General features: G+C 68.3%; 23 protein-coding genes and 2 pseudogenes. 6 read left to right on the forward strand and 19 right to left on the reverse strand.

Features of this window, described 5'->3' with window-relative positions:
• Nucleotides 1-147 precede the first annotated feature (147 nt).
• The 4 genes and pseudogenes from JOY88_RS01315 to JOY88_RS01330 form a co-directional block, all read right to left on the reverse strand.
• Nucleotides 148-534: pseudogene (locus tag JOY88_RS01315) on the reverse strand (transposase); the annotation flags it as partial.
• Nucleotides 535-561: 27 nt separating this feature from the next.
• On the reverse strand, nt 562-1,353 hold the full coding sequence (locus tag JOY88_RS01320; protein WP_293499683.1) for a Fic family protein: 792 nt from the start codon (nt 1,351-1,353) through the stop codon (nt 562-564).
• A 235-nt stretch (nt 1,354-1,588) separates the two neighbouring features.
• Complete coding sequence (locus JOY88_RS01325) at nt 1,589-2,995, reverse strand: sensor histidine kinase (RefSeq protein ID WP_293499685.1); 1,407 nt, start codon at nt 2,993-2,995, stop codon at nt 1,589-1,591.
• A complete protein-coding gene (locus JOY88_RS01330; RefSeq protein WP_293499687.1) occupies nt 2,992-3,666 on the reverse strand; it encodes a response regulator in 675 nt (224 codons plus the stop codon). The genes JOY88_RS01325 and JOY88_RS01330 overlap by 4 nt, the downstream gene beginning before the upstream one ends.
• A 176-nt stretch (nt 3,667-3,842) precedes the next feature.
• Here JOY88_RS01330 and JOY88_RS01335 point away from each other — a divergent pair, with 176 nt between their 5' ends.
• Nucleotides 3,843-4,640 carry a MipA/OmpV family protein gene (locus JOY88_RS01335; RefSeq protein WP_293499689.1) on the forward strand — a complete coding sequence of 266 codons (798 nt, stop codon included), beginning with the start codon at nt 3,843-3,845 and terminating at the stop codon, nt 4,638-4,640.
• Here the strand turns inward: JOY88_RS01335 and JOY88_RS01340 are convergent.
• The 7 genes from JOY88_RS01340 to gcl form a co-directional block, all read right to left on the reverse strand.
• On the reverse strand, nt 4,634-5,365 hold the full coding sequence (locus JOY88_RS01340) for a GntR family transcriptional regulator (protein ID WP_293499691.1): 732 nt from the start codon (nt 5,363-5,365) through the stop codon (nt 4,634-4,636). The two genes, JOY88_RS01335 and JOY88_RS01340, sit on opposite strands and share 7 nt — an antisense overlap.
• A gap of 44 nt (nt 5,366-5,409) precedes the next feature.
• The gene (locus tag JOY88_RS01345; protein ID WP_293499693.1) at nt 5,410-6,741 is read right to left on the reverse strand and encodes a C4-dicarboxylate transporter DctA; all 1,332 of its coding nucleotides are present in this window, start codon (nt 6,739-6,741) and stop codon (nt 5,410-5,412) included.
• Nucleotides 6,742-7,009: 268 nt separating this feature from the next.
• Nucleotides 7,010-8,428: a pyruvate kinase gene (pyk, locus tag JOY88_RS01350; protein WP_293499695.1), complete on the reverse strand. Its 1,419-nt coding sequence runs from the start codon at nt 8,426-8,428 to the stop codon at nt 7,010-7,012.
• Between the two features lie 5 nt (nt 8,429-8,433).
• On the reverse strand, nt 8,434-9,717 hold the full coding sequence (locus JOY88_RS01355; protein WP_293499697.1) for a glycerate kinase type-2 family protein: 1,284 nt from the start codon (nt 9,715-9,717) through the stop codon (nt 8,434-8,436).
• Between the two features lie 15 nt (nt 9,718-9,732).
• Nucleotides 9,733-10,638, reverse strand: coding sequence for a 2-hydroxy-3-oxopropionate reductase (locus JOY88_RS01360; RefSeq protein WP_293499699.1), 906 nt, complete (start codon nt 10,636-10,638; stop codon nt 9,733-9,735).
• Between the two features lie 34 nt (nt 10,639-10,672).
• Nucleotides 10,673-11,452 (reverse strand): hydroxypyruvate isomerase, encoded by a 780-nt coding sequence (gene hyi, locus JOY88_RS01365; RefSeq protein ID WP_293499701.1) that lies wholly within the window; start codon nt 11,450-11,452, stop codon nt 10,673-10,675.
• Nucleotides 11,453-11,479: 27 nt separating this feature from the next.
• Nucleotides 11,480-13,273 (reverse strand): glyoxylate carboligase, encoded by a 1,794-nt coding sequence (gene gcl / locus JOY88_RS01370; protein ID WP_293499703.1) that lies wholly within the window; start codon nt 13,271-13,273, stop codon nt 11,480-11,482.
• 138 nt (nt 13,274-13,411) lie between these two features.
• On the opposite strand from gcl, the gene JOY88_RS01375 reads away from it, so the two are divergent.
• Nucleotides 13,412-14,320, forward strand: a complete 909-nt coding sequence (locus JOY88_RS01375) for a LysR family transcriptional regulator (RefSeq protein WP_293499705.1) — start codon at nt 13,412-13,414, stop codon at nt 14,318-14,320.
• Nucleotides 14,321-14,323: 3 nt separating this feature from the next.
• Here JOY88_RS01375 and JOY88_RS01380 read toward each other — a convergent pair whose 3' ends face one another.
• The 7 genes from JOY88_RS01380 to uraH all read right to left on the reverse strand — a co-directional run bounded on the left by JOY88_RS01380 (nt 14,324) and on the right by uraH (nt 20,229).
• A complete protein-coding gene (locus tag JOY88_RS01380) occupies nt 14,324-14,836 on the reverse strand; it encodes an AmiS/UreI family transporter (RefSeq protein ID WP_367269773.1) in 513 nt (170 codons plus the stop codon).
• Nucleotides 14,837-14,842: 6 nt separating this feature from the next.
• Nucleotides 14,843-15,049 (reverse strand): 4-oxalocrotonate tautomerase, encoded by a 207-nt coding sequence (locus tag JOY88_RS01385; protein ID WP_293499707.1) that lies wholly within the window; start codon nt 15,047-15,049, stop codon nt 14,843-14,845.
• A 12-nt stretch (nt 15,050-15,061) separates the two neighbouring features.
• A complete protein-coding gene (locus JOY88_RS01390; protein WP_293499709.1) occupies nt 15,062-15,814 on the reverse strand; it encodes a class II aldolase/adducin family protein in 753 nt (250 codons plus the stop codon).
• Entirely contained in the window at nt 15,814-17,418 is a 1,605-nt protein-coding gene (locus tag JOY88_RS01395) for a nucleobase:cation symporter-2 family protein (RefSeq protein ID WP_293499711.1), read from the reverse strand. The genes JOY88_RS01390 and JOY88_RS01395 overlap by 1 nt, the downstream gene beginning before the upstream one ends.
• 88 nt (nt 17,419-17,506) lie before the next feature.
• Nucleotides 17,507-18,361: an outer envelope protein gene (locus tag JOY88_RS01400; RefSeq protein ID WP_293499713.1), complete on the reverse strand. Its 855-nt coding sequence runs from the start codon at nt 18,359-18,361 to the stop codon at nt 17,507-17,509.
• A gap of 102 nt (nt 18,362-18,463) precedes the next feature.
• Entirely contained in the window at nt 18,464-19,669 is a 1,206-nt protein-coding gene (locus JOY88_RS01405; protein WP_293499715.1) for a urate hydroxylase PuuD, read from the reverse strand.
• A 203-nt stretch (nt 19,670-19,872) separates the two neighbouring features.
• On the reverse strand, nt 19,873-20,229 hold the full coding sequence (gene uraH, locus JOY88_RS01410; protein WP_293499717.1) for a hydroxyisourate hydrolase: 357 nt from the start codon (nt 20,227-20,229) through the stop codon (nt 19,873-19,875).
• 250 nt (nt 20,230-20,479) lie between these two features.
• Between uraH and JOY88_RS01415 the strand changes: the two genes are divergently transcribed.
• From JOY88_RS01415 to JOY88_RS01430, 4 genes are read left to right on the forward strand one after another with little or no spacing between them, the layout of a single operon-like run.
• Complete coding sequence (locus JOY88_RS01415; RefSeq protein WP_293499718.1) at nt 20,480-21,151, forward strand: GntR family transcriptional regulator; 672 nt, start codon at nt 20,480-20,482, stop codon at nt 21,149-21,151.
• Nucleotides 21,148-22,098 (forward strand): allantoinase PuuE, encoded by a 951-nt coding sequence (puuE, locus tag JOY88_RS01420; protein WP_293499720.1) that lies wholly within the window; start codon nt 21,148-21,150, stop codon nt 22,096-22,098. Before JOY88_RS01415 ends, puuE begins: the two co-directional genes overlap by 4 nt.
• Nucleotides 22,099-22,101: 3 nt before the next feature.
• Nucleotides 22,102-23,880, forward strand: coding sequence for a 2-oxo-4-hydroxy-4-carboxy-5-ureidoimidazoline decarboxylase (gene uraD / locus JOY88_RS01425; RefSeq protein WP_293499722.1), 1,779 nt, complete (start codon nt 22,102-22,104; stop codon nt 23,878-23,880).
• On the forward strand, nt 23,877-25,130 hold the full coding sequence (locus tag JOY88_RS01430; protein ID WP_293499724.1) for a M20 family metallopeptidase: 1,254 nt from the start codon (nt 23,877-23,879) through the stop codon (nt 25,128-25,130). Before uraD ends, JOY88_RS01430 begins: the two co-directional genes overlap by 4 nt.
• Before the next feature lie 80 nt (nt 25,131-25,210).
• Here the strand turns inward: JOY88_RS01430 and JOY88_RS01435 are convergent.
• Nucleotides 25,211-25,336, reverse strand: a pseudogene (locus JOY88_RS01435) (IS1595 family transposase); the annotation flags it as partial.

A 25,336-nucleotide genomic window follows, 5' to 3' on the forward strand; every position in this document is an offset into this window, starting at 1 on the left:
TGCCGCAGCAACTCACGCCACCTCGCCTCTCCCAGGCGCCGTCGTCCTCGCCACTCTTGCATTGGCCTGCCTCACCGCTGTTGTCGATGCAGGCATTCTGGGTAACGACATCGCGCGGCGAAAGAACGCTGCAGGCTTACCGCTTACGGCATACATGGCCAGGATCTTGTCGTCAAAGCCCGTGAAGCGCCGCTCGTGCTTGCCGATCAGCTGCGGCTCGAACGTGCCCTCACGGTCTCGCGGAACGTCGATGCGCAGCGCGCCGACGTCGGTCAGCACGGTCTTCGTGCTCTTGCCGTTGCGGTGATTGGAAGACCCGCCCTCGGGCTTGGCCTGGCCCGGCGCGTAGCCCAGGTGATGGCTCATCTCCGCGCCCAGCGCGCGCTCCATCACGGCCTTCTTGAACTGCTGGAAGAGGCCCTCCAGCTCGGCCGGCGTCACCGGCCCGGGGATCAACTGCTCAAGCGCTGCGGCTGAGAATTGCGGCTGCGCGGCCTTGCCCGTTGGGGCCTCGGTTTTCTTCTTGCGTGGCATTCATGCTCCAAGTCGACATGCTATGCCTCACACACAAAGTTCCTGACACTCCCCAAGCGTCCTGGCGGTATCGACGATACGCTCCAACATGTCGCGAGCGTGAGTCGTCCCGGGCCGATAAGGCGGCAGGTAGGCCGAGTTGGCCAGGTTCACGTCTTCGTAGATCCGCGGGACTCCCCGCTGTTCCTTCCGCAGAAAGTGGTCGGAGGAGGCAAGCTCTGCCACATCGTGATCATTGGTCAGGAGAGCATGCATGACGCAGATGTTCTCGACGCTCAGCTCGCGATGATTCCAAAGATGCTCGGCGGCTTGTTTGTGGTTCAACGCGAGGACAGCGTCCTCCAGCGGCTTGTCTGGCTCGCGCTCTCCGTACACCACGAGAGCCTCGGTGTCGATTTCGCTGTAGCTGCTGCCTTCCAGAACCCCTGAAGCCCAGGAGTAGTCCACGAGGAACCGAGGCAGATATTTTCGATCCATCGGATTGGCTAAAGCCTGAATCTGGGCGCACCGTTTCGCCCGCTCCGGGTCGATGTTGGGCGTCGGATTCAGCAGTTCCTCGCGAAATGGGGCGAGAGGCCGCATGCTGGCGGACCGCTGAAAGAAGGCTTCGACATCTGCCAAGCTGAAGGGGCTGAGCGTCACGTAGCGCCTTGCCGGACCACGGCCTATCGGCGCCACGGAGCCTCGCCTCACGAGGGATGTCAATGCCCGATTGAGCGTTGAACGGCTCATCTCGCCGCCAACCAGTTCCATCAAGCGCGCAGGCGCGATGCCGGTAGGCCCCGATTCACGGATCATCTCCTCGACCGTCTTTGGCATGACAAGATTCTAAATCTGGTAAATTATTGATTCAAAAGAATAAATACGAATCTAGTCAAACTGCTCAGCAAGGTCTTTCGATCTCGTCATGCCGGCGAGCGGTGGCTTAGCCGCTGCAGCCACGCCCCGCGATCGCGTTGTCACGTAGAGCGATGGCCCCTTCGCCAACTGGACGGTACACCTGTGATGACCTGGGGACGACCGGAAGGCCTCTGATCTGCTCGCGACCCTCCTGTCAACAATGTGCGTTGCCCAACCAAGGTAGCTCCACCCGCACACGCAGGCCACCACCCGCGCGCGGCAACAACTCTATGCGGCCCTCATGTCGCAATACCACGGAGCGCACGATGGCCAGGCCCAGGCCCGAGCCGTTCTGGCTCTGGTCAGGCACGCGGAAGAACCGGTCGAACACGCGCTCCCGCCATTGCGCTGCGATGCCCGGCCCGCGGTCGGCCACTTCGATTCGGACCCAGTCCCCGGCCGCGCGCACCTCGACGCTGACGGCGGCGCCCGTGGGGCTGTACTTGATCGCGTTGTCGACGAGGTTGTCCACCAGCGACTCCAGGCCTTCGCGTTCGCCGTGGACGCACAGGCCGGCGTCGCCGTCGTACTCCAGCTCCACGCCGCGCGCCCGCGCCAGAGCGTCGAACGCGGCCAGCCTGTCGGGCACCAGTTCGTCCAGCGCGATTCCGGCCTGCTGGGCGTCCTCGGCCGTGGCCTCGCTGCGCATCAGCCGCAGCAACTGGTCCACCAGCCGCGCGGCGCGCCGGGTGCTGCGCAGCAGATTGGCCATCAGTTCCTGCGGCACGTCATGACGGCCGAGCGCCTCGACGCCCACATGCATGGCCGCCAGCGGCGTGCGCAGCTCGTGCGCGGCGTCGGCGATCAGGTTGCGTTCGCGCGCACTGCCGGCCCGCAGCCGCGCCAGCAAGTCGTTCAGCGCGCCCACCAGCGGCTGCAACTCGCGGTGCGGCGGCGTGGATGCCAGCGGCTGCAGGTCGCGCGGGCCGCGCGCCGCCACGTCCTGGCTGAGCCGGCGCCAGGGGCGCAGCGCCAGATGCACCGCACCCCAGGCCGGCAGCGCGAGCAAAGGCAGGCTGATCACCAGCGGTACCAGGTAGAGGCCGCGGGAGTTGAGCGTCAGCGCGAGCTGGCGCGCATCGGCCAGCACCAGCGTGCCCACCAGATGACCATCGGCGCTGGCACGCGAGCGCGCCAGCCAGCGCGTGCCGTCCAGCGTCACGCGCACCGGCGCCGCGCCCGGCGCGACGCGCAGCAGCGGCGCGGCGCCCTCGCTGCGGTACAGCAGCTGCCCGCCGCGCCAGACCTGCAGCTCGGGCGCGAGCCGGGCTGAATCCGGGTTGTCGCCCCAGTTGCGGTACAGGGCCCGGTCGGCGGCCCGCAGGCTGCGCAGCAGCGGCTCGGGCCGGTCGGCCAGCTCCTGGGCCACGGTTAGCACGGCGTCCAGCGTGGTGTCGTCGTCCAGCACGCCCTTGCCGTCGCTGACCGACCATACCAGCGCACCCAGCAGCAGCGCCCACAGCAGAGCCAGCATGCCGAGCTGGGCCAACAGCAGCCGCCGCACCAGCGACGGTCCGGCTGCGCGCAGCCACCAGGCGTGCAGGCCGGCGGCGGCCCTCATGCGGCCTCCAGCGGCACCGCGTCGATCACGTAGCCGATGCCGCGCACCGTGCGGATGTAGCCCGGGCCGATCTTGCGGCGCAGGTTGGAGATGTGCACATCCAGCACGTTGCTGTCGTTGCTCGTGCCGCCGCGCAGCACATGCTCTTCCAGTGCATGGCGGGTCTGCACGCGCCCGCTGCGCTTGAGCAGCAGCGCCAGCAGGTCGAACTCGCTGCGCGACAGGCTGACGGGCTGGCCGTTCAGGCCGGCCTGGCGCGTGGCCTCGTGCACGACCAGGCCGCGCAGCCGCAAGCCTTCGTCCGCGTCGCCCAGGCCGCTGCGGCGTGCCAGCGCGCGCACACGCGACAGCAGCTCCTCCAGCGCGAACGGCTTGACGAGGTAGTCGTCCGCGCCCTCGTCCAGACCGCGCAACCGGTCCCGCAACGCGTCGCGCGCGCTCAGGATGATGGCGGGCAGCCGCTGCCCGGTGCGAAGCCGGCGCAGCAGCGTGAGCCCGTCGCCGTCGGGCAGGCCCAGGTCCAGCAACACCATGTCCCAGCCCCCCGCCTCCAGCGCCGTGGCTGCCTGCTCCAGCCGCCGCACCCACACCACGTCCACGCCCTGGTCGCGTAGCGCGATGCGTATGCCATCGCCCAGATCCAGATCGTCCTCGACCAGCAGCAGCCTCATCACCCTCCTCCATCGGGGTCGTCCGGCTGGAAGTATCGGCAAGCCAGGTGACGCGGCTGGGGCCGCCGCCGGCCCGTCTTCATGCTTTCTTCATCCATTCCCCAGGGAAGCTTCAGCCGGGCTTTGCAGCATGCCGGTCCACGGGATGCCTTCGCAGCCTGCTCATACATCGATCCATGAAGTTGCTTTTCCTGTTGTCCGGCCTGTCGTTGGCCACCCTGCCCCCGGGCGCCTCGGCGGCCGACGCCCCCTCCCCCGCCAAGGACTCCACGCTGACCGTCGGTGCAGGCCTGGGCGTCGCCCCGCCCTTCATGGGCTCCAAGGAGAACCAGGTCGTCTTCGCCCCGCTGCTGGACTATCAGCACGAGAGCGGCTTCTTTGCCAGCACGCAGCGCGGCCTGGGCTGGGGAGGCGGCAGCGACGCGCTGAAGTTCAGCCTCGCGCTGAGTGGGCGCGGCGAGCGCACCGACAAGCCCGGCCATGTGCTCGGCGCGGGTGGCGGCAGCAAGGAGTTGCGCGGCATGGGCAGCGTGAAGGCCTCGGTGCTGGGCCTGGCTGGCGTCAGCCTGCGGCTGGGGGAGCGCGCCGAGCTCAGCGCGACCGCCGAGCTGCCGCTGACCCAGCGCAACAACGGAGGCGCGCTGCACCTTGGGGGGCACCTGCTGTTGCTGCAGCAGGGGCAGCAATCGCTGTCGCTGGGCGCGACGCTGAACTACGGCGACAGGAAATACCTGCGCACCTACTTCGGCGTCACGCCGCAGCAGTCCCAGGACTCCGGCTACGCGGCCTACACACCCAAGGCCGGCTTCTACAAGGCCGACCTGACGCTGCTGTGGACGCTGCGCCTGGACGAGCACTGGGGCATCACCGCCGCAGGCGGCATGGGACGGTTGCTGGGCGAGGCGGCGAAGAGCCCGCTGGCGCGCCGCAGGACGGCGCCGGAGGGCGGCGTCATGCTCACCTACACCTACTGACGGCGCCTTCCGCCCGCGCTGGAGATCGGAATCAGCGGCGCCAGCGATGCGCGCAGCTTCTCGCGCGCATCCACCGCAGCACCCGCGGCCGAATGATCCAGCGCATCCTCGACATTGCCGATGTGGCTGAGCATGCGCTGCTCGGCCGTCGCGATGTCTCCCTCCGCCAGCGCCGCGACGATGCCCTCGTGCTCGGCGCAGGACTGGCGCGCGTCATGCTTGGACTGATAGAGCAAGGCCACCAGCGTGGTGCGCGCAGTGAGGTCGCGCATCACGTCGCACAGCAGCCGATGCCCCAGGCATTCCGCGAGGCAGACGTGGAAGTCCGCCAGCAGGAAGGTGCGCGTCGCCGCGTCGCCGCTGCGGATGGCCTCCTTCTCCTGCGCGATGTGCTGGCGCAGCTTGCGCACCGCGCTTTGCAGCGGCAGGCCGGCCTCGCGCACCAGCTCGGCATTGCGCAGCATGCCGGCCTCGACGACGCGGCGCGCCGCAAAGGCGTCGCAGGCTTCGTCCAGCGATGGCTCCACGACGAACCAGCCCTTGCGCGAGCGCACCTCGACAAAGCCGCGCGCCTGCAGCTGCATCAGCGCCTCGCGCACCAGCGTGCGGCTGACGCCGAACAGGTCGGCGAGCTCCTGCTCGCCCAGCCGCTCGCCGGGAGCCAGCTTCTGGGCCAGTATGGACTCGACGACTTGCTGCGCGATCTGGGTCGGGCTGGCGCTCATGGCTTGGGCAGAAACAAGAAGCGCGGGAGCATAGCGGCTGTGGTTCAGGCCTCGATCAGCCCACCCGAAGGCGCCTTGCCGACCTCAGCGTCAAGGTCGTCCTCCGTGGACGGTGGGGCCAGGCCGTCGAGGACGGCGTGGGCGCGCTCGCGGTCGATATCGCCCTCCCAGGCCGCGATCGCGACGGTGGCCACGCAGTTGCCGATCAGGTTGCCCAGCGCGCGTGCGATGCCCATGAACCAGTCGACGGACAGCACCAGCACAAGACCGACCGCCGGAATCGCCGGGATCGCATGCAGCGTAGCGGCCAGCACGACGATGGCCGAGCCCGGCACCCCGTGCGCGCCCTTGGACGTGACCAGCGAGATGGCAAGGATGGCAAGCAGATCGGTCATCGAGACCGGCGTGTTGGTGGCCTGCGCGATGAACACGGCAGCCAGCGTGATGTAGATCGAGAACGCGTCGAGGTTGAAGGAGTAGCCGGTGGGGATGACCAGGCCCACCGTCGAGTCGCGCACCCCCATGCGCTTGAGCTTGGACATGACCTGCGGCAGCACGCTGTCGGACGAGGTGGTCGCCAGCACGATCATCAGTTCCTCGCGCAGGTAGCGCAGCAGCTTGAAGATGTTGAAGCCGGCCACGCGCAGGATCGCGCCGAGCACCACGCACACGAAGATCAGCACCGCGGCGTAGAACAGCACCACCAGCATGCCGAGCTGCTTCAGCGAGCCGATGCCGTACTTGCCAACCGTGAAGGCGATCGCGCCGAGCACGCCCAGCGGTGCCAGCTTGATGAGGATGCCCATGACCTTGAACAGCACGTGCGACAGCTGGTCAACGAAGCCGGCGACCTGGCGGCCGCGTGGGCCCAGCAGGCACAGCGCGCAACCGAACAGCACGGCGAACAGCAGCACCTGCAGCACGTCGCCCTTGGCGAAGGCGTCACCCACGGTGGTCGGGATCAGCTTCATCAGGAACTCCACGGTGCCGCCGTGGGTGAGCCTGTCCGCGGTCTCGGCGTAGGCGCTCATGGCGCCGGCGTCCAGCATGCGGGGATCCACGTTCATGCCCACGCCAGGCTTGAAGACGAAGGCGAGCAGCAGGCCCAGGCCCAGCGCTATCGTCGTCACGGCCTCGAAGTAGATCAGCGACTTGACGCCTACCCGGCCGACACGCTTGAGGTCGCCGGCGCCGGCGATGCCGTGCACCACGACGCAGAAGACCAGCAGCGGGATGATCATCTTGATCAGCTTGATGAAGCCGTCACCCAGCGGCTTGAGCTTGCCGGCAAAGTCCGGCGCGGCGATGCCGATGATGGTGCCGAGGATCAGCGCCAGTACGACCTGGCCGAACAGGGAACGCAGGAAGCGGGTCATGGTCTTTCCTAGGAGGGTTGCGAGCCGTGTCTTCTGTTGACCACAAGCTTGCATACAAGAAATGTAGGCAAGAGAATCCGGACTCCCATGAGTGCATACCCTAGCCCGACGGCACTGGCAGCTTGGTGAAAGCGAATCGATGCGACAGCCGCTCTCCCCTGCCCTTGCGGGTATCGTCGGGAAGGACAAAAAGCGGCAAGGACTGGCCTTGCCGCTGGGAGCGCAATCGATGTGCGGCCGCGGCAGCCGGAGCGCGCCGCGGCAACGCTCAAACGGTCGCGATGCGCATCAGGTTGGTGGTGCCCGGCGTGCCGAAGGGCACGCCGGCGATGGCGACGATCATCTGGCCGGACCGGGCAAAGCCCTCGCGGCGCGAGATCTCGCAGGCGATCTCGCTCATCTGGCCCACGTCGGCCGCGTCCTCGGTGTGCACCGAATGGACGCCCCAGGCCAGCGCCAGACGGCGCGCGGCCGCGAGGCTGGGCGTGAGGCTGAGGATGGGCGACTCGGGTCGCTCGCGGGCCGCGCGCAGGCTGGTGTGGCCGGAGCTGGTGTAGCAGACGATGGCCGATGCCTGCAGCAGCGACACGGCGCGGCGCATCGCGCAGCAGACGGCCTCGGCCACGTCGCCGCCGGGCCGGGCCGCGCTGTGCGAGGCGTCGATGAGCTGGCGGTACAGCGGGTCGGCCTCAACCTGCTGGACGATGCGGTTCATCATGTCCACCGCCTCGACTGGATGCTTGCCCGAGGCCGATTCGGCCGACAGCATCACGGCGTCGGCGCCGTCGTAGATCGCGGTCGCGACATCGGAAGCCTCAGCACGCGTGGGCACCGGCGCCTCGACCATCGATTCCAGCATCTGCGTCGCGACGATGACCGGCCGGCCCAGGTGGCGGCAGGCTCGCACGATGCGCTTCTGTATGCCCGGCACGCGCTCGGCCGGCAGCTCCACGCCGAGGTCGCCGCGCGCCACCATGACGGCGTCCGACAGCTCGACGATCTCGTCCAGCCGCTCGACGGCCGAGGGCTTCTCCAGCTTGGAGACGATGGCCGCGCGGCCGGCGATCAGCGCGCGTGCCTCGGCCACGTCCTCGGGCCGCTGCACGAAGGACAGCGCGATCCAGTCGGCGCCCAGTTCCAGCGCCAGTGCCAAGTCGCGCCTGTCCTTGGCCGTCAGTGCCGTGATGGGCAGCACGACGCCAGGCACGTTGACGCCCTTGCGCTCGGACAGCTTGCCTCCGACGACGACGCGCGTCTCGGCGAACTCGGGGCCGCATCGCTCCACGACCAGGCGCAGCCGGCCGTCGTCCAGCAGCAGCTCGGCGCCGGGCACCAGCGCGGCAAAGATCTCCGGATGCGGCAGGCCGGCGCGCCGCACGTCACCGGGCGCGGTGTCGAGGTCGAGGCGGAAGGCCTGGCCCTCGGCCAGCATCACCGGGCCGTCGGCAAAGGTGCCGACACGCAGCTTGGGGCCCTGCAGGTCGGCCAGGATGCCGATGGGACGGCCCGTCTCCTGCTCCAGATCGCGCAGGATCGCGAAGCGGGCGCGGTGGTCGTCGGCACTGCCATGGCTGAAGTTGAGCCGGAACACGTCGACGCCGGCCAGGAAGAGGCGGCGTACCGTGTCGCGGTCGGAGCTGGCGGGTCCCAGCGTGGCGACGATCTTGGCGTTGCGGGTTCTGCGCATGGGAGTCAGGCCTCGATCAAGAGGGCTCGGAAATCGTTGACATTGGTCAGCGTGGGGCCGGTGGTGACCGAGTCGCCCAGCGCTTCGAAGAAACCGTGGCCGTCGTTGTCGGCCAGGCTGTCGCGTGGCTTGATGCCCTGCCCCCAGGCGCGTGCCAGCGTGTCGGGCGCGAGGCAGGCGCCGGCGATCTCCTCCTGGCCGTCGACGCCGTCGGTATCGCCGGCCAGGCCGTGGATGCGCGGATGGCCGTTCAGCGCGATGGCGGTGGACAGCAGGAACTCCACGTTGCGGCCGCCGCGGCCCTGGCCACGCACGGTCACGGTGGTCTCTCCGCCGGACAGCAGCACACAGGGTGCGGCCACCGGCTGGCCGCGCTCGGCCACCTGCAGTGCGATGCCGGCCATCACCTTGCCGACGTCGCGCGCCTCGCCCTCGATCGCGTCGCCGAGGATGTGGGCCGCGTAGCCCGCCTCGCGCGCGACTTCGGCCGCAGCCTCCAGCGCCATCTGCGGCGTGGCGATCATGCGGGTCTCGGCGCGGGCCAGGCGTGGGTCGCCCGGCTTGACGGACTCGCCTCGGCCGCTCTCCAGCACTTCGCGCACCTCGGCGGGCAGCGCGATGCCATAGCGGCGCACGATGGCCAGCGCATCCTCGCAGCTTGTCGGGTCGGCCACCGTGGGGCCGGAGGCGATGTCGATGGGATCGTCGCCCGGCACGTCGGAGATCAGCAACGTCAGCACGCGCGCCGGATGGCAGGCCGCGGCCAGCCGTCCGCCCTTGATGGCCGACAGGTGGCGGCGCACGCAGTTCATCTCGCTGATGGTGGCGCCCGACTTCAGCAGTTCGCGGTTGACGGCCTGCTTGTGCGCCAGCGTGAGCCCGGGCAGTGGCAGCGGCAGCAGCGAGGAGCCGCCGCCGGAGATCAGGCACAGCACCAGATCGTCTTCGCCGAGGCCCTGCACCAGATCCAGCATGCGCTGGGCGGCGGCCAGGCCGGCCGCGTCAGGCACGGGGTGAGCGGCCTCGACGATCGCTATGCGCTCGCAGGGCACGGCGTAGCCGTAGCGCGTGACGACAAGGCCCGACAGCGGCTCCTGCCAATGGTCCTCGACGGCACGCGCCATCGCGGCCGAGGCCTTGCCGGCGCCGATCACGACGAGGCGCCCGCGACCCAGCTCCTCGGGCGTGGGCAGGTGCGCCGGTATGCAGCGCGAGGGCTGGGCCGACGCGATAGCTGCATCGAACATGCGGCGCAGCAGGGCCTGCGCGGGGCTGGCGGAGACGGTCATCTCGGGTGTCGTGGGTCAGTGGGCCTGCTGGCCGATCTCGAAATTGGACAGCTTCTCCAGCGCCCGCACCAGGCCGGAGTGGTCCCAGGCCGCGCCGCCGTGGGCGACGCAGGCGGAGAACAGCTGCTGCGCGGTGCCGGTCGCCGGCAGCGCCAGGCCCAGCTGGCGCGCGGCGCCGAGCGCGAGGTTGAGGTCCTTCTGGTGCAGCGCGATGCGGAAGCCCGGGTCGAACGTGCGCTTGATCATGCGGTCGCCGAGGATGTCGAGGATGCGCGAGGTGGCGAGGCCACCCATCAGCGCCTGGCGCACCTTGGCCGGGTCGGCGCCGGCGCGGGACGCGAACAGCAGGCCCTCGGCGACTGCATTGATGGTCAGCGCGACGACGATCTGGTTGGCTACCTTGCAGGTCTGGCCGTCTCCGTTGCCGCCCACCAGGGTGATGTTCTTGCCCATCAGCTCGAACACCGGCTTGACGCGCTCGAACACGGCGGCGTCGCCGCCGACCATGATGGACAGCGTCGCGTTCCTCGCGCCGACGTCGCCGCCGCTGACCGGTGCGTCGAGGTAGTCGCAACCCAAAGCCTTGATCTTGGCAGCGAACTCCTTGGTCTCGACCGGCGAGATCGAGCTCATGTCCACCACCACCTTGCCCTTGCTCAGGCCCGCGGCCACGCCGTTGTCGGCGAACAGGGCCGCTGCGACGTCGGGCGTGTCGGGCACCATCGTGATGATGATGTCGGCGCGCTCGGCGACGGCGCGCGCGCTTGGGCAGGCCGTCGCGCCGGCGGCGACCAGCTCCTCGGGCACCTTGCCCAGCGTGTAGGCGAACAACGAGTGGCCGCCCTTGATGAGGTGGCCGGCCATGGGCGTGCCCATGATGCCGAGGCCGATGAAGCCGATCTTGAGGGGTTGGGTGCTCATGTCTCTCTCCGGTCCTTGTCCGTGTTGAATGTCGTCACTGCGCCAGGCGCTGGCGCCAGCCCAGGCCGGCTTCGGTCGCGGCGGCGGGCTTGTATTCGCAGCCTATCCAGCCGGCGTAGCCGATGCGGTCGAGGTGGGCGAACAGGAAGGCGTAGTTGATCTCGCCGGTACCCGGCTCGTTGCGGCCGGGGTTGTCGGCCAGCTGGATGTGGCCGATGCGCGGCAGGTACTTCAGCGCCGTGGCCGCCAGCTCACCCTCCATGCGCTGGGCGTGGTAGATGTCGTACTGGATGAAGGCGTTGTCGGCGCCCACCTCGTCGAGGAGGGCCGCGGCCTGGGCGGTGCGGTTCAGGTAGAAGCCAGGGATGTCGTACGTGTTGATCGGCTCGATCAGCAGCTTGAGCCCGGCCCTTTTAAGCTCGGCGGCGGCATAGCGCAGGTTCTCGACGAAGGTCTGGCGCAGCACGTCTTCCGGCACGCCGGCCGGCACCTTGCCGGCCAGGCAGTTGAGCTGGTTCACGCCCAGCGCCTTCGCGTAGGTGATGGCCCTGGCGACACCGTCTCGGAACTCGGCCACGCGGTCGGGGTGGCAGGCGATGCCGCGTTCGCCGGCATCCCAGTCGCCGGCCGGCAGGTTGTGCAGCACCAGCGTCAACTGGTGGGAATCGAGGCGCTGCTTGATCTCGGTGGCACTGAAGGCGTAGGGGAAGAGGAACTCCACCGCATCGAAGCCCGCCTTGGCGGCAAGCTCGAAGCGATCGAGAAACGGGACCTCGTTGAACAGCATCGTGAGGTTGGCGGCAAAGCGGGGCATGGCGGATCTCCGGTGATGGGGCGAGTGTCAGTCGAGCAGCGCCACGGCCGTCGGCACGTCGGCCTTGCCAGTGGCGAGTTCCTCGAACTCGACCACGTTGTCGATCTCGGTGCCCATCGCGATGTTGGTCACGCGTTCCAGGATGACCTCGATGACGACGGGAACCTGGAACTCGGCCATCCAGGCCTCGGCCTGCTTGATGGCCGGCGCGATCTCCTCCTGCCTGTGCACCCGGATGGCCTTGCAGCCCAGGCCCTCCACCACCTTGACATGGTCTACGCCATAGCCCTGCGCGGTCACCTCGTCGCTGGGCGAGTTGATATTCTCGAAGCCCAGCTGCACGCAGTAGTCCATGCTGAAGCCGCGCTGCGACTGGCGGATCAGGCCCAGGTAGCTGTTGTTGACGACGACGTGGATGTAGGGCAGCTTGAACTGCGCGCCGACGGCCAACTCCTCGATCATGAACTGGAAGTCGTAGTCCCCCGACAGCGCGACCAGCTTGCGCTGCGGGTCGGCCACGCGTACCCCCAGGGCCGCGGGCACGGTCCAGCCCAGCGGGCCGGCCTGGCCGCAGTTGATCCAGTGGCGTGGCTTGTAGACATGCAGGAACTGCGCGCCGGCGATCTGCGACAGGCCAATGGTCGAGACGTAGCAGACGTCCTCGCCGAATGCATTGTTCATGCACTGGTAGACCCGCTGCGGCTTCATCGGCACGGTGTCGAAGTTGGTCTTGCGCAGGTACTGCAGGTCGGTTTTGCGGCCCCGGCATTCCGCGGCCCAGGCCGAGCGGTCGCGCAGCCTGCCGGCGGCCTGCCATTCGCGCGCCACCTCCACGAAGAGCTGCAGCGCGGCACCGGCGTCGGAGACGATGCCGTAGTCGGGCGCGAAGACGCGACCGATCTGCGTCGGCTCGATGTCGATGTGGATGAACTTGCGGCCCTTGCAATAGACCTCGGGCGAGCCGGTGTGACGGTTGGCCCAGCGGTTGCCGATGCCCAGCACGAAGTCGCTGGCCAGCAGGTTGGCGTTGCCGTAGCGCTGCGAGGTCTGCAGGCCGCACATGCCGGCCTGCAGCGGGTGGTTGTCGGGGATCGTGCCCCAGCCCATCAGCGTCGGGATGACGGGAATGCCGGCGATCTCGGCGAACTGCACCAGCAGCTCGGAGGCATCGGCGTTGATGATGCCGCCGCCGGCGACGATCAGCGGCCTGTCGGCCTCGTTCAGCATCTCCAGCGCGCGCTCGATCTGCTTGCGCGACGCCGCGGGCTTGTAGACGGCCAGCGGCTCGTAGGTGTCGATGTCGAATTCGATCTCGGCCATCATCACGTCGAACGGCAGGTCGATCAGCACCGGGCCCGGGCGGCCCGAGCGCATCAGGTGGAAGGCCTGCTGGAAGGCGCGCGGCACCTGGGCCGGCTCCAGCACCGTGGTGGCCCACTTGGTGACCGGCTTGGCGATGGAGGCGATGTCCACGGCCTGGAAGTCCTCTTTGTGCAGGCGGGCGCGCGGGGCCTGGCCGGTGATGCACAGGATGGGGATGGAGTCGGCCTGGGCCGAGTACAGGCCGGTGATCATGTCGGTGCCGGCCGGGCCGGACGTGCCGATGCAGACGCCGATGTTGCCGGCCTTTGCGCGGGTATAGCCCTCCGCCATGTGCGAGGCGCCCTCGACGTGGCGGCCCAGCACATGGGCGATCGTGCCGCGCTCTCGCAGCTGCGCGTACAGCGGGTTGATTGCGGCCCCGGGCACGCCGAAGGCCTGGGTCACGCCTTCCTTCTCCATCACCAGCACGGCGGCCATCGCGGCCTTCATCTTCGCCATCGCGTTCTCCTGTGTCTGAAGCCTGTTCGTCGATGGGCTGCATGGTGGGCGCGACGACCGCACCTGTGAATGCCAGTCAGGGGATAAGTGCTATTCCGTGACGGAATGACCCGGCCGGCCGCGGCTACAGTGCGGGTCATGGATCGCGTCACCGGTGTGCAGCTCTTCATCCGCGTCGTCGAAACCGGCAGCTTCAGCAAGGCGGCCCAGGAGTTCGGCATCACGCAGCCGACGGCCACCAAGGCGGTGGCGGCGACGGAGCAGCGCCTGGGCGCGCGGCTGCTGCATCGCTCCACGCGCGGCGTCACGACAACCGAAGTCGGTGCGCTGTACTACGACAAGTGCAAGCTGATCGCGCGCGAGATCGACGAGGCCGACAACCTCGCGACGCTGCTGCAAAGCCGCATCGGCGGCACGCTGCGCGTCAGCACCTCGGTCGCCTTCGGGCGGCGCGCGATGGTGCCGCTGGTGCTGCGCTACATGCAGGCCCATCCCGAAGTGACGGTGGACCTGAGCTTCGACGACCGCTACGTGAACCTCGTCGAGCAGGGCATCGACCTCGCGATCCGCATGGGCCGGTTGGCCGACTCGACGCTGGGCGCGCGCTATCTGGGCACCAACCCCTGGTTGATGGTGGCAGCGCCGGACTATCTCGCCCGCCGTGGCACGCCGCAGGGCACGGCCGACCTGGCGCAACACGCCTGCGTCATCTACAGCAGCGTGCAGGGCGACGACCGCTGGACGCTGACGACGCCGGCCGGCGAGGAGATCTCGGCGCCGGTTGCAGGGCCGATGCGCTCCAACAACCTCTCGGCCGTGCTGGCCGCCACCCGTGCCGGCATGGGCCTGGCGGTGCTGCCCTGGTATGTGGCGCGCGAATCCCTCGCGGATGGCGCCCTGTGCCAGGTGCTCGCCGACCACGGCCTCCCGGCGCAGGACGTGCACGTGGTCTTCCCCTCGCCCAAGCTGGTGCCGCTCAAGGTCAAGAGCTTCATCGCTTTCCTGCAGCGGGAGCTGGAGGGCGAGTGGTGGCGCAAGGACCTCTGAACGCTACAGGCGCCCGGTCAGCAACAGGTAACCCGGCAGCCAGGCCGTGAGCACGGCCTGCACGATCGCCAGCCAGGCCACCGGCCGTGTCCAGGACATGCGGCGCAGCGCGCCGATCACGAAGAAGCCCAGCCACAGCGGCACCCAGGCGGCCCAGCAGGCGGCCAGCACGTAGTCGGTGGCGCTTTGCGCAGCGGCGAACTGGTCGCAGGTGACCAGTGCGGCCGTCGCCGCGACGAAGAGACTGAACCAGCCCAGGCCGCGGCCGTCCTGCCCGCTCAGGTTGACATAGGCCACCCAGAGGTAGGTGAAGGAGAACAGCAGCCCGAAGGCGGCGGCTCGGATCTCGGCGCCCTGCCCGCTCGCCGCCCCGTGCAGGCTCACGAACAGCGACAGGCCGCCGGTCAGCAGGTTCATGACCGCCGCCTCCTTGGGCGCGATCCGGCCGAGCATGCTCAGCCCGTTGATGAAGAGCACCGCGCCCACATAGAGAAGCACCAGGCCTTGCATGGCCATCCAGGCTCAACGGGCCGGCGGGGGCGCCGCCTTGTCGCTCCACAGCACGCCACCCGTGGCCCAGTCATGACGGGCGATGTCGAAGAAGAGCACATCGACGCCGTCGGCGCTGCCGCCGAGCACGCGCACGCAGGCCTCGGTGAGCTCCTTGGCAAGGGCGCGCTTCTGTTCGGCCGTGCGGCCCTCGAAAAGTTCGACACGCAGGGTTGGCATGGGTTTCTCCTTTCAGTCGCGGAATCCGGGCGAGAGCCGCTCGACGCGGCGCAGCAGGCCCGGCCATTCGAGGTCACCGTCCCGGACGGCGCCGTCGCCCACCCATTGTCGATAGGTCAGCGCGGCCACGTCGGCACCGGCGCCGCGCAGCGACGGCGAGGCGGCCATCGCGCGCAACTGTGCCTGCGCGGCCTTCTCCAGGATGTGCATCAGCAGATAGGCCTCGGCCACGCTGCGCCCGACGACCAGCGGGCCATGATGCTCCAGCAGCAGCCCGTCGAGGCTGCCGAGCTCGGCCACCAGCCGCGCCTGCTCGTCGGCACCCAGCGCCAGGCCCTCGTAGGCATGGCGGCCGAGGCGGCCCGAGAAGCGCATGGCCCATTGCGAGGTTGCCAGCAAGCCTTCGGGCAGCGCCGCCAGAGCCACCGCCCAGGGACTGTGCACATGGATGACGCAGGCCGCGTCGGGCCGCGCCGCATGCACCGCGCCGTGGATCGCGAAGCCGCTCGGGTTCACGACCGCCCCCGAGCCGTCGACGACCTCGCCGTGCAGGTTCACCTTGACGAGGTTGGAGGCGCAGACCTCCTCGAACAGCAGGCCGAAGCGGTTGATCAGGTAGACGCCGGGCTCGCCCGGGACCGTCGCGGACAGGTGGGTGTAGATCGTGTCGTCCCAGCCCTGCAGGGCCGCCAGCCGGTAGGCCGCGGCGAGGTCGACGCGCACCTCCTGCTCACTCGCCCCACCGCGCGTGGACGGCGCCGCCATCAATGGGTTCCCAGGGGTTGCTGCTGGGTCTCCTCCGCGGTCGCGGGCCGGCCCGCGTTGAAGAACAGGTTCAGCAGCACGGCGGAGATGGAGGTCAGCAGGATGCCGGACTCCAGCAGCGGGTGCAGGCTGTGCGGCATCTGTTGCATCCAGCGCGGCGCCACCAGCGGGACCAGCCCGAAGCCTATGGACAGCGCGACGATGTAGAGGTTGTAGCGGTTGGTCTTGTAGTCCACCGTCGCGAGGATGCGTATGCCCGTGGCGGCCACCATGCCGAACATCACGAGGCCGGCGCCGCCCAGCACGAATTGCGGGATGGCCTCGATCAGCGCGGCCATCTTGGGCAGCATGCCCAGCACGATCATGATGATGCCGCCGGCCACGCAGACCCACCGGCTCTTCACGCCCGTCACGGCCACCAGGCCCACGTTCTGCGAGAAGCTGGTGTGCGGGAAGGTGTTGAGGATGCCGCCGAGCACCGTGCCCAGGCCGTCGACGCGCAGGCCGGCCGCCAGCTCCTTCTGGCCCACCTTCTTGCCGGTGATGTCCGCCAGCGCCAGGAACATGCCGGTGGACTCGATCATCACGACGATCATGACGACCGTGAAGGTGAGGATGGAGACGAGGTCGAAGGTGGGCATGCCGAAGGCGAATGGCGTGACGACGTCGAACCAGGGCGCCGCGCCCACCTTGGCGAAGCTCATCTTGCCCATCGCGATGGCGACCACGCAGCCCATCACGATGCCCAGCAGCACCGAGATGTTGGCGAGGAAGCCGCTGCAGAACCTCACCAGCAGCAGGATGAACAGCAGTACCGCGCCGGAAACCGCCATGTTGTCGAGCGCACCGTAGGCCGGGTTGTCGCTCATGGGCACGGGCCCGGGCAGCTTGGTGATGGTGATCTGCGGCAGGAACTTGAAGATGCCGGTGCGGGCGGGCGCGGAAGCGGCTGCTTCGGGTGCGGAGGCGGGCTCCACCGCCGAAGGGGCCGGAGCAGCCATGGCTGCGTCGGCGCCGGATGCCGCCGTCGCCGCGGCGACGGCGGCGCTGAGTTCGGCCTTCTGGACCATGGCGACCAGCTGCGGCACGTCGGTGAACTGCGCCAGGTTGGCCGGCCCGCCGACCGCCCAGCCCACGCCCACGCGCATCAGGCTGATGCCGATGATGGCGATCGTGGTGCCCGTGACGACGGGCGGGAAGAAGCGCAGCAGCCGGCTCATCAGCGGCGCGATCAGGATGGCCAGCAGGCCGGCGCCGATGCCAGCGCCGAAGATGGCCCGTGCGCCGTCCACGCCGGGCACGCCGTTGGCGACCGCCACCATCGGGCCGACCGCAGCGAAGGTCACGCCCATCATGACGGGCAGCTTGATGCCGAACCAGCGGTTCAGGCCGAAGGACTGGATCAGCGTGACCAGGCCGCAGCACAGCAGGTCGGCCGAAATCAGCATCGCCACCTGCTCGGGCGCAAGCTTCAGTGCGCGCCCGACGATGAGTGGCACGGCGATGGCGCCGGCATACATCACCAGCACATGCTGCAGGCCCAGCGCCGTCAGGCGCCCGGCGGGCAGCTTCTCGTCCACGGCAGGAACAGTTGTCGCTGTCATGCTTGTCTCCTCACCCGCATCGGGGCGCTAGGGGAAGTTGATGGGGCCTGCTTCTGTGGCGGGCTCGCCCATGTCGTGCTGTCGTGGCTTAGAAGTGGAATTCGGCCCGGATCATCGGTGTCTTCGCGAAGGCGCCGCTGCCCGCGGGGCCGCTGCTGTTGTTGCCGAACTTGTTCTTCCAGTACTGGTACTCGAAGCCGAGCTTGAAGGTCTTGGGCTTGTCCCAGAAGCTGCCGACGTCGACCATCAGCTGCATGTCGATGTTGGTCTCCCGCGCCGTGTCGCCGCCGAACTCGTTCTTGCCCTTGGAGGCGATGAAGTTGGCGTAGCCCTCGAAGGACAGCGGCAGCGAACCGATGGGGATGCCCCAGGCCAGGTTCAGCATCGGATGCGGCTTGTAGCTGTAGCGCGGCGTGCTGGTCTGGGTGAAGGTGTTGTAGGGGGCGTTGCTCTCCCACATCTGCAGCAGGCTCACGCTGAGGAAGCCAGGCACGTCGAGCTGCAGGGTGGGGCCGAGCACCAGCATGCGCTTCTTGGAGTTGTAGCCGGCGTCGGTCTTGGTGTTCCAGTCGAAGCCCGCCGTCAGGCCCATGCCGCGCACCGGACCGAACTTGAAGTCGCTGCCCGAAACCTTGCCGAAATCCAGGAAATGCCGGTACGTGACGTAGGCCTCGTGCGCCCCGTTGGTCGAGCCGGCGCTGGCCGGGTCCTTGCCGTCGGACATCAGCATGTCGACGTTGAAGAAGTTCGTGCCGTACCTGTAGCCGTCCGCATGAGTCAGGAAGAAGATGTTCTTCTTGATGTCGTTGGCGTTGAACGGCTCGCGGAACTGGGTGCCGTAGCGATAGCCGATGGAGGTGTCGCTCCAGTCGGCCGCGTGGGCCGCCAAACCGCAGGCCGCGAGGGCGGCGAGCACGGCGTGCTGCTTGAGTTTCTGTTGCATCTCCGCGATTCCTTCGTGGTTGCGGGATTGGTGGTGGATGCCCGGGGGCCGGCTGGCGCCGTCTGACCCGGGCCTGTCTCTTGTGCGGGCGGGTTGCCCGGCCTATTGGGCCGGCGCCCCCGCCTCGTACCAGCGCTTGATGAGCGCCCGTTCAGCATCGGTGATCTGGGTCGCGTTGTTGAGCGGCATCTGCTTCAGCACCGCTGCCTGTTGGTAGATCAGCTGGGCGTGGTCCTTGATCAGCTCCGGCTTGTCCAGCATGACGCCCTTGTTGGGCAGCTGCGCGTTGTGGCACATCACGCAACGCTGGTCGATGACGGCCTTGACGTCGGAGAAGGCGACCGGCTTGACGGCAGCCGCCTTGGCTTCGGCGGACTGCGGCGCCGGCGCCAGCCAGAACGCCAGGCCCACCAGGGCCAGCGTGCCGATCGCGGCATGCTCCCAGGGCGCGCGCCTTCCCTGAACCAGCGCCTTGTGGCGGGCGACGAAGCTGTGGCGGATCAGCGCGCCGGCCAGCATCAGCAGCACCAGCACCAGCCAGTTGTGCTTGCCCTGGTAGAGCCAGCCGTAGTGGTTGGACAGCATGGCCACCAGCACGGGCAGCGTGAAATAGGTGTTGTGCACGCTGCGCTGCTTGGCGCGCCAGCCGTAGATGGGGTCGACCGGCTGCCCTGCCTTCAGCTGGGCCACGACCTTGCGCTGGCCCGGGATGATCCAGAAGAAGACGTTGGCGCTCATCGAGGTGGCGAGCATCGCGCCCATCAGCAGGAAGGCGGCACGCCCGGCGAACAGCTGGCAGGCCAGCCAGGCCGCGAGGACGACGAAGACGAACACGCCGGCGCCGACGATCAGGTCGCCGTTCTTGCGGCGGCCGAAGGCGCGGCAGATGATGTCGTAGACGAACCAGAACGCGACCAGGAAGCCCAGTGCCGTCGCAATGGCCGCGCCCGGCGACCAGGCGTGCACGCTGCTGTCGACCAAGAAGGTGCCTGCGTTGAACAGGTAGAGCACTGTGAACAGACCGAAGCCGGTCAGCCAGGTCGAATAGCTCTCCCAGTAGAACCAGTGCAGGTGCTCGGGCATCTGCTTGGGCGCGACCAGGTACTTCTGCGGGTGGTAGAAGCCGCCGCCGTGCACGGCCCACAGCTCACCGTCTACTCCCTTTTGCTTCAGGTCGGGCGCCGTGGGCGGGGTCAGGCTGTTGTCGAGAAAGACAAAGTAGAACGACGAGCCTATCCAGGCGATCGCCGTGATGACGTGGGCCCAGCGCAGCAGCAGGTTGGCCCAGTCGAGAAGATATGCGTCCATCGCGTCCTCCAGAGTGCGGAAAGTGCAGGGTTCAAGACCTGCACCTTCCCCTCACCACAGCGGGCTCTGTAAGGAGTTGACATCGCGACCGCCGGCCGGACCTTGGAGGTCACGGCACGTCGGGCTCCGCGGCGACGTGAATAAAATGTATACAGTAGGCGTTTTCTTTGTATACGTAAAAACCCCGATCCGAGGCTCTGCCGTCAGGAACCGCGGTAGGTCGAGTAGGCCCAGGGGCTGACGAGCAGCGGTACGTGGTAATGCCCGGCCGAGTCGGCGATGCCGAAGTCCAGCGCTACCGTATCGATGAAGGCCGGCTCAGGCAGTGCCACGCCGCGCGCCCGGAAATAGGGCGCCACCTCGAACAGCAGCCGGTAGCGGCCGGCCGCCATCGTGGCCGCGTCCAGCAGGGGGCCGCCGTCGTTGCGGCCGTCCTGATTGAGGGTGAGCGACTTGAGGGTCTCGACCTGCGAGCCCTCCACGCGCTGCAGCGTGACCTTCATGCCGGCGGCGGGGCAGCCGTTCATCGTGTCGAGGACGTGGGTGCTGAGATGTCCCATGGAATGCCTTTCTGTGGGTGGGCGCCGGCGGTCCGACGCGTGAGTGATGGATGTCGCGCGCCCGGCGACGGTCGCGCAATTTGCCTTGTGGGTTTTGAATAAGTGTATACACTTTGGCATACCAGTCAAACGCAAATCACCCGCAAGAGCCATGACCCGCAGCCGTGCCAAGCTCCAAGTGATAGCCCACGAAGGTGTTTCGACACCACCGCGACGTCCCCGCCGCAGCGGCGAGGCGACGCCGGCAAACATGACGCAGCGCATCGTCGCGTCGATCACGTCCGCCATCGTCGAGCGCCGGCTGATGCCGGGCACGAAGTTGGCCGAGCAGAAGATCGCCGACATCTTCGAGGTCTCGCGCACCATCGTGCGCCAGGCGCTGAACCAGCTCAGCCGCGACCACCTGGTGGTGCTCGAGCCGGCGCGCGGCGCCTTCGTCGCGATGCCCAGCGTGGAGGAGGCGCGCCAGGTGTTCATGGTGCGCGCGATGCTGGAGACGGCGCTGGTGCGCCAGCTCTGCGGCAGCATCACCGACGCGCAGATCGCGCAGCTGCGCGAGCACCTGCGCGCCGAGCGCGAGGCGGTCACGCGCACGGACGTTTCCGGCCGCACCCATCTGCTGGCCGATTTCCATGTCGTGCTGGCGCAGATGCTGGGCAACGGCGTGCTGGCCCAGGTGCTGGCCGACCTGCTCAGCCGCTCGTCGCTGATCGCGCTGATGTACCAGTCCTCGCATTCGGCCGAGCATTCGCAGGCCGAGCATGTCGAGATCGTCGACGCACTGGAGCGGCGCGATGCCCGCGCGGCCGTGCGCCTGATGGAGCAACACATCGTCAGCGTGGAGAGCAATCTGCGCCTCGACCCGCACACGCCCGACCTGGCCAGCGCCCTGCGCCACCCCACCGCCGCCCTCCCACGATGAGCCACGCCCTCGCCTATCCACGCGACCTGAAGGGCTACGGCCCGCGCCCGCCCCAGGCCGGCTGGCCCGGCGCGGCCCGCGTGGCCGTGCAGTTCGTCCTCAACTACGAGGAAGGCGGCGAGAACTCGGTGCTGCATGGCGACGCCGGCAGCGAGCAGTTCCTGTCCGAGATGTTCAACCCGGCCAGTTACCCGGCGCGGCACCTGAGCATGGAGGGCATCTACGAGTACGGCTCGCGCGTGGGTGTGTGGCGCATCCTGCGGGAGTTCGAGCGCCGCGGCCTGCCCCTCACCGTGTTCGGCGTGGCCATGGCGTTGCAGCGCTGCCCCGAGGTCACGGCGGCCTTCATGGAGCTGGGCCACGAGATCGCCTGCCATGGCTGGCGCTGGATCCACTACCAGAACCTCGAGGCATCCGTCGAACGCGAGCACATGCAGCGTGGCATGGAGATCCTGCAGCGCCTGACCGGTGAACGGCCGCTTGGCTGGTACACCGGCCGCGACAGCCCCAACACGCGCCGCCTGGTGGCGGACTTCGGCGGCTTCGAGTACGACAGTGACTATTACGGCGACGACCTGCCCTTCTGGCTGCAGGTGCGCAAGACCGATGGCGCTCTCGCGCCCCATCTGGTCGTGCCCTACACGCTGGACTGCAACGACATGCGCTTCGCGCTGCCCCAGGGCTTCTCGCATGGCGACGAGTTCTTCGAGTACCTGCGCGACGCCTTCGACGTGCAGTACGCCGAAGGCGCCGAGTTCCCCAGCATGATGAGCATAGGCATGCATTGCCGGCTGCTGGGTCGCCCGGGCCGCATGCGCGCGCTGCAGCGATTCCTGGACCATGTTCAGAAGCATGACCGCGTCTGGATCACCCGCCGCATCGACATCGCCCGCCACTGGAAGGCGGCGCATCCCTTCGACCCCGCCACCGCTTTTGTGTGGGAGTAAACCGTGACCCTGACCCTCGCCCAAGTCAACGCCGCCACGCCGGCCGAGTTCGCTGCACTGCTGGACGGTACCTATGAGCATTCGCCGTGGATCGCCGAGCGTGCCGCGGCCGCGCGCCCCTTCGCCAGCTTGGCCCAGCTCAAGCTCGCGTTGGTACAGGTCGTGCGCGAAGCCGGCCGCGACGCCCAGCTCACGCTGATCCGCGCCCACCCGGAGCTTGCCGGCAAGGCCATGGTGGCCAAGACGCTGACCGCCGAATCGACGAACGAGCAGGGCAAGGCTGGCCTGACGGAATGCACGCCGGCGGAGTTCGCGCGCATCCAGCAGCTCAACGCCGACTACAACGCGCGCTTTGGCTTCCCCTTCATCCTCGCGGTGCGCGGGCCGCGCGGCCAGGGGCTGTTCAAGGCCGAAATCATCGCGACCTTCGAGCGCCGCCTGGAAAACCACCCGGACTTCGAGCTGGCCGAAGCGCTGCGCAACATCCATCGCATCGCCGAGATCCGACTGAATGACAAGTTCGGCCATGCGCCCGAGCTGGGCAACCTCGTGTGGGACTGGGCCGAGCGCCTGGCCGCCCACAGCGATCCGGGCTATGCCGAGCATGGCCAGCTCACCGTGACTTACCTCACAGACGCCCACCGCGTCTGTGCCCAGCGTCTGGCGCACTGGATGCGCGCCGACTGCGGCTTCGACGAGGTCGAGATCGACTCGGTGGGCAACGTGGTGGGCATCTACCATGGCACCGACCGCGGCGCGAAGCGCCTGCTTACCGGCAGCCATTACGACACGGTGCGCAACGGCGGCAAGTACGACGGCCGGCTGGGCATCTTCGTGCCCATGGCCTGCGTGCGCGAGTTGCACCGCCAGGGGCGGCGCCTGCCCTTTGGTTTCGAGGTAGTCGGGTTCGCCGAGGAGGAGGGCCAGCGTTACAAGGCGGTCTTCCTCGGTTCCGGCGCGCTGACCGGCCACTTCGACATGGGCTGGCTGGAACAGAAGGACGCCGATGGAATCACGATGCGTGACGCCATGACGCATGCCGGTCTCTGCATCGCCGACATCGGCAAGCTCAAGCGCGACGCCAGCCGCTACCTGGGCTTTGTCGAGACCCACATCGAACAGGGGCCGGTGCTCAACCAGCTAGACCTTCCGCTGGGCATCGTGACCTCGATCAACGGCAGCGTGCGCTATATCGGCGAAATCATCGGCATGGCCAGCCACGCTGGCACGACGCCCATGGACAGCCGCCGCGACGCCGCGGCCGCGGCGGCAGAACTGCTGCTCTATGTCGAGAAGCGCGGCGCCGCCCAGCCCCACCTGGTCGCGACGGTCGGCATGCTGGAAGTGCCCAACGGCTCGATCAACGTCGTGCCGGGGAGTTGCAAGTTCAGCCTCGACATCCGCGCCACCACTGACACCGTGCGCGACGCCTGCGCCGACGACGTCCGGGCCGAACTGCAGCGCATCTGTACGCGCCGCGGCCTGCACTTCAAGCTCGAGGAAACGATGCGCGCCGCCGCGGCGCCCAGCGCTGCGGCCTGGCAGCGGCGCTGGGAACGCGCCGTCGAGTCGCTGGGCCTGCCCGTCCACCGCATGCCCAGCGGCGCTGGCCACGACGCAATGAAGCTGCACGAGCTGATGCCGCAGGCCATGTTATTCCTGCGTGGCCTGAACGCCGGCATCAGCCACAACCCGCTGGAGTCCATCACCAACGACGACAGCGAGCTGTGCGTCCTGGCCTTCCAGAACCTGCTCGAACAACTCGCCACCGAACTGTCATGATTACTGAAGACCGCTACCAAGCACTCGACGCCTGGATCGACGCCCATTTCGACGAGGAAGTGCGCTTCCTTCAGGAGATGGTGCGCGTGCCCACCGACACGCCGCCTGGCAACAACGCGCCGCACGCCGAGCGCACGGCCGAGCTGCTGCAAGGCTTCGGTCTAGCGGCCGAGAAGCATGCCGTGCCGGCCGAGGAGATGCGCGCGGCCGGCCTCGAGGCCATCACCAACCTGATCGTGCGACGCCGCTATGGCGACGGCGGCCGCATCGTCGCGCTCAACGCCCATGGCGACGTGGTGCCGCCCGGCGAGGGCTGGACTCACGATCCCTATGGCGCCGAGATCAAGGACGGCAAGCTCTACGGCCGCGCAGCGGCCGTCAGCAAGAGCGACTTCGCCAGCTTCACCTTCGCGGTGCGTGCGCTCGAGTCGCTGCAAGCCCCGCTCAAGGGCGCGGTGGAGCTGCACTTCACCTATGACGAGGAGTTCGGCGGCGAGCTGGGCCCCGGCTGGCTGCTGAAGAACGGCCTGACCAAGCCGGACCTGATGATCGCCGCCGGTTTCAGCTACGAAGTGGTCACTGCCCACAACGGCTGCCTGCAGATGGAGGTCACGGTGCAGGGTGAGATGGCCCATGCCGCCATTCCGGACAGCGGCACCGACGCGCTGCAGGGCGCCGTGCATATCCTCAACGCGCTGCATGCGCTCAACCGCGACTATCTCGGGGTGAGCTCGCAGGTCGAGGGCATCAGCCATCCCTACCTCAACGTGGGCCAGATCAGTGGTGGCACCAACACCAATGTCGTGCCCGGCAAGGTGGTGTTCAAGCTCGATCGCCGCATGATTCCCGAGGAGAACCCGGCCGAGGTCGAGGCCGCCATCCGCAGCACCATCGCCGAGGCGGCGGCCGGCTTCAACCCGCCGCGCGGCGGCAAGACCCTGCGGGTCGAGGTGCGCCGCCTGCTGTTGGCCAATGCGATGAAGCCGCTACCCGGCAACCGCCCGCTGGTGGAGGCCATCCAGAAACATGGTTCCGAGCTGTTCGGCGAGCCCATCCCGGCCGTAGGCACGCCGCTCTACACCGACGTGCGCCTCTACGTGGAACGTGGCATCCCCGGCGTGATCTACGGCGCCGGCCCGCGCACGGTGCTGGAGTCGCACGCCAAGCGCGCCGACGAGCGGCTGGACCTGGAGGACCTGCGTCGTGCCACCAAGGTCGTGGCTCGCACTCTGCTGGATCTGCTGAGCTGAACCCGGCCTGGTCGCGACGGCGGTTGCCCAAGCGGCAATGCCGGGCTGCGCGGGCCACGAAGGGGCTCTTTGATCGTTAGTTAGTGATGGTCATTCAGCCCCAATGCCAAAGCCAACAGTGGCGCGGACTTGCGTGGTTTTCTGCTGGCGCGGTCCAGCGCCCGGAACCAGCCGAGGTGGCTTTCCAGGTAGTCCGTGGCCACCCC

The organism is Roseateles sp. (assembly GCF_019237615.1).
Taxonomy (GTDB): Bacteria; Pseudomonadota; Gammaproteobacteria; order Burkholderiales; family Burkholderiaceae_C; genus Pelomonas.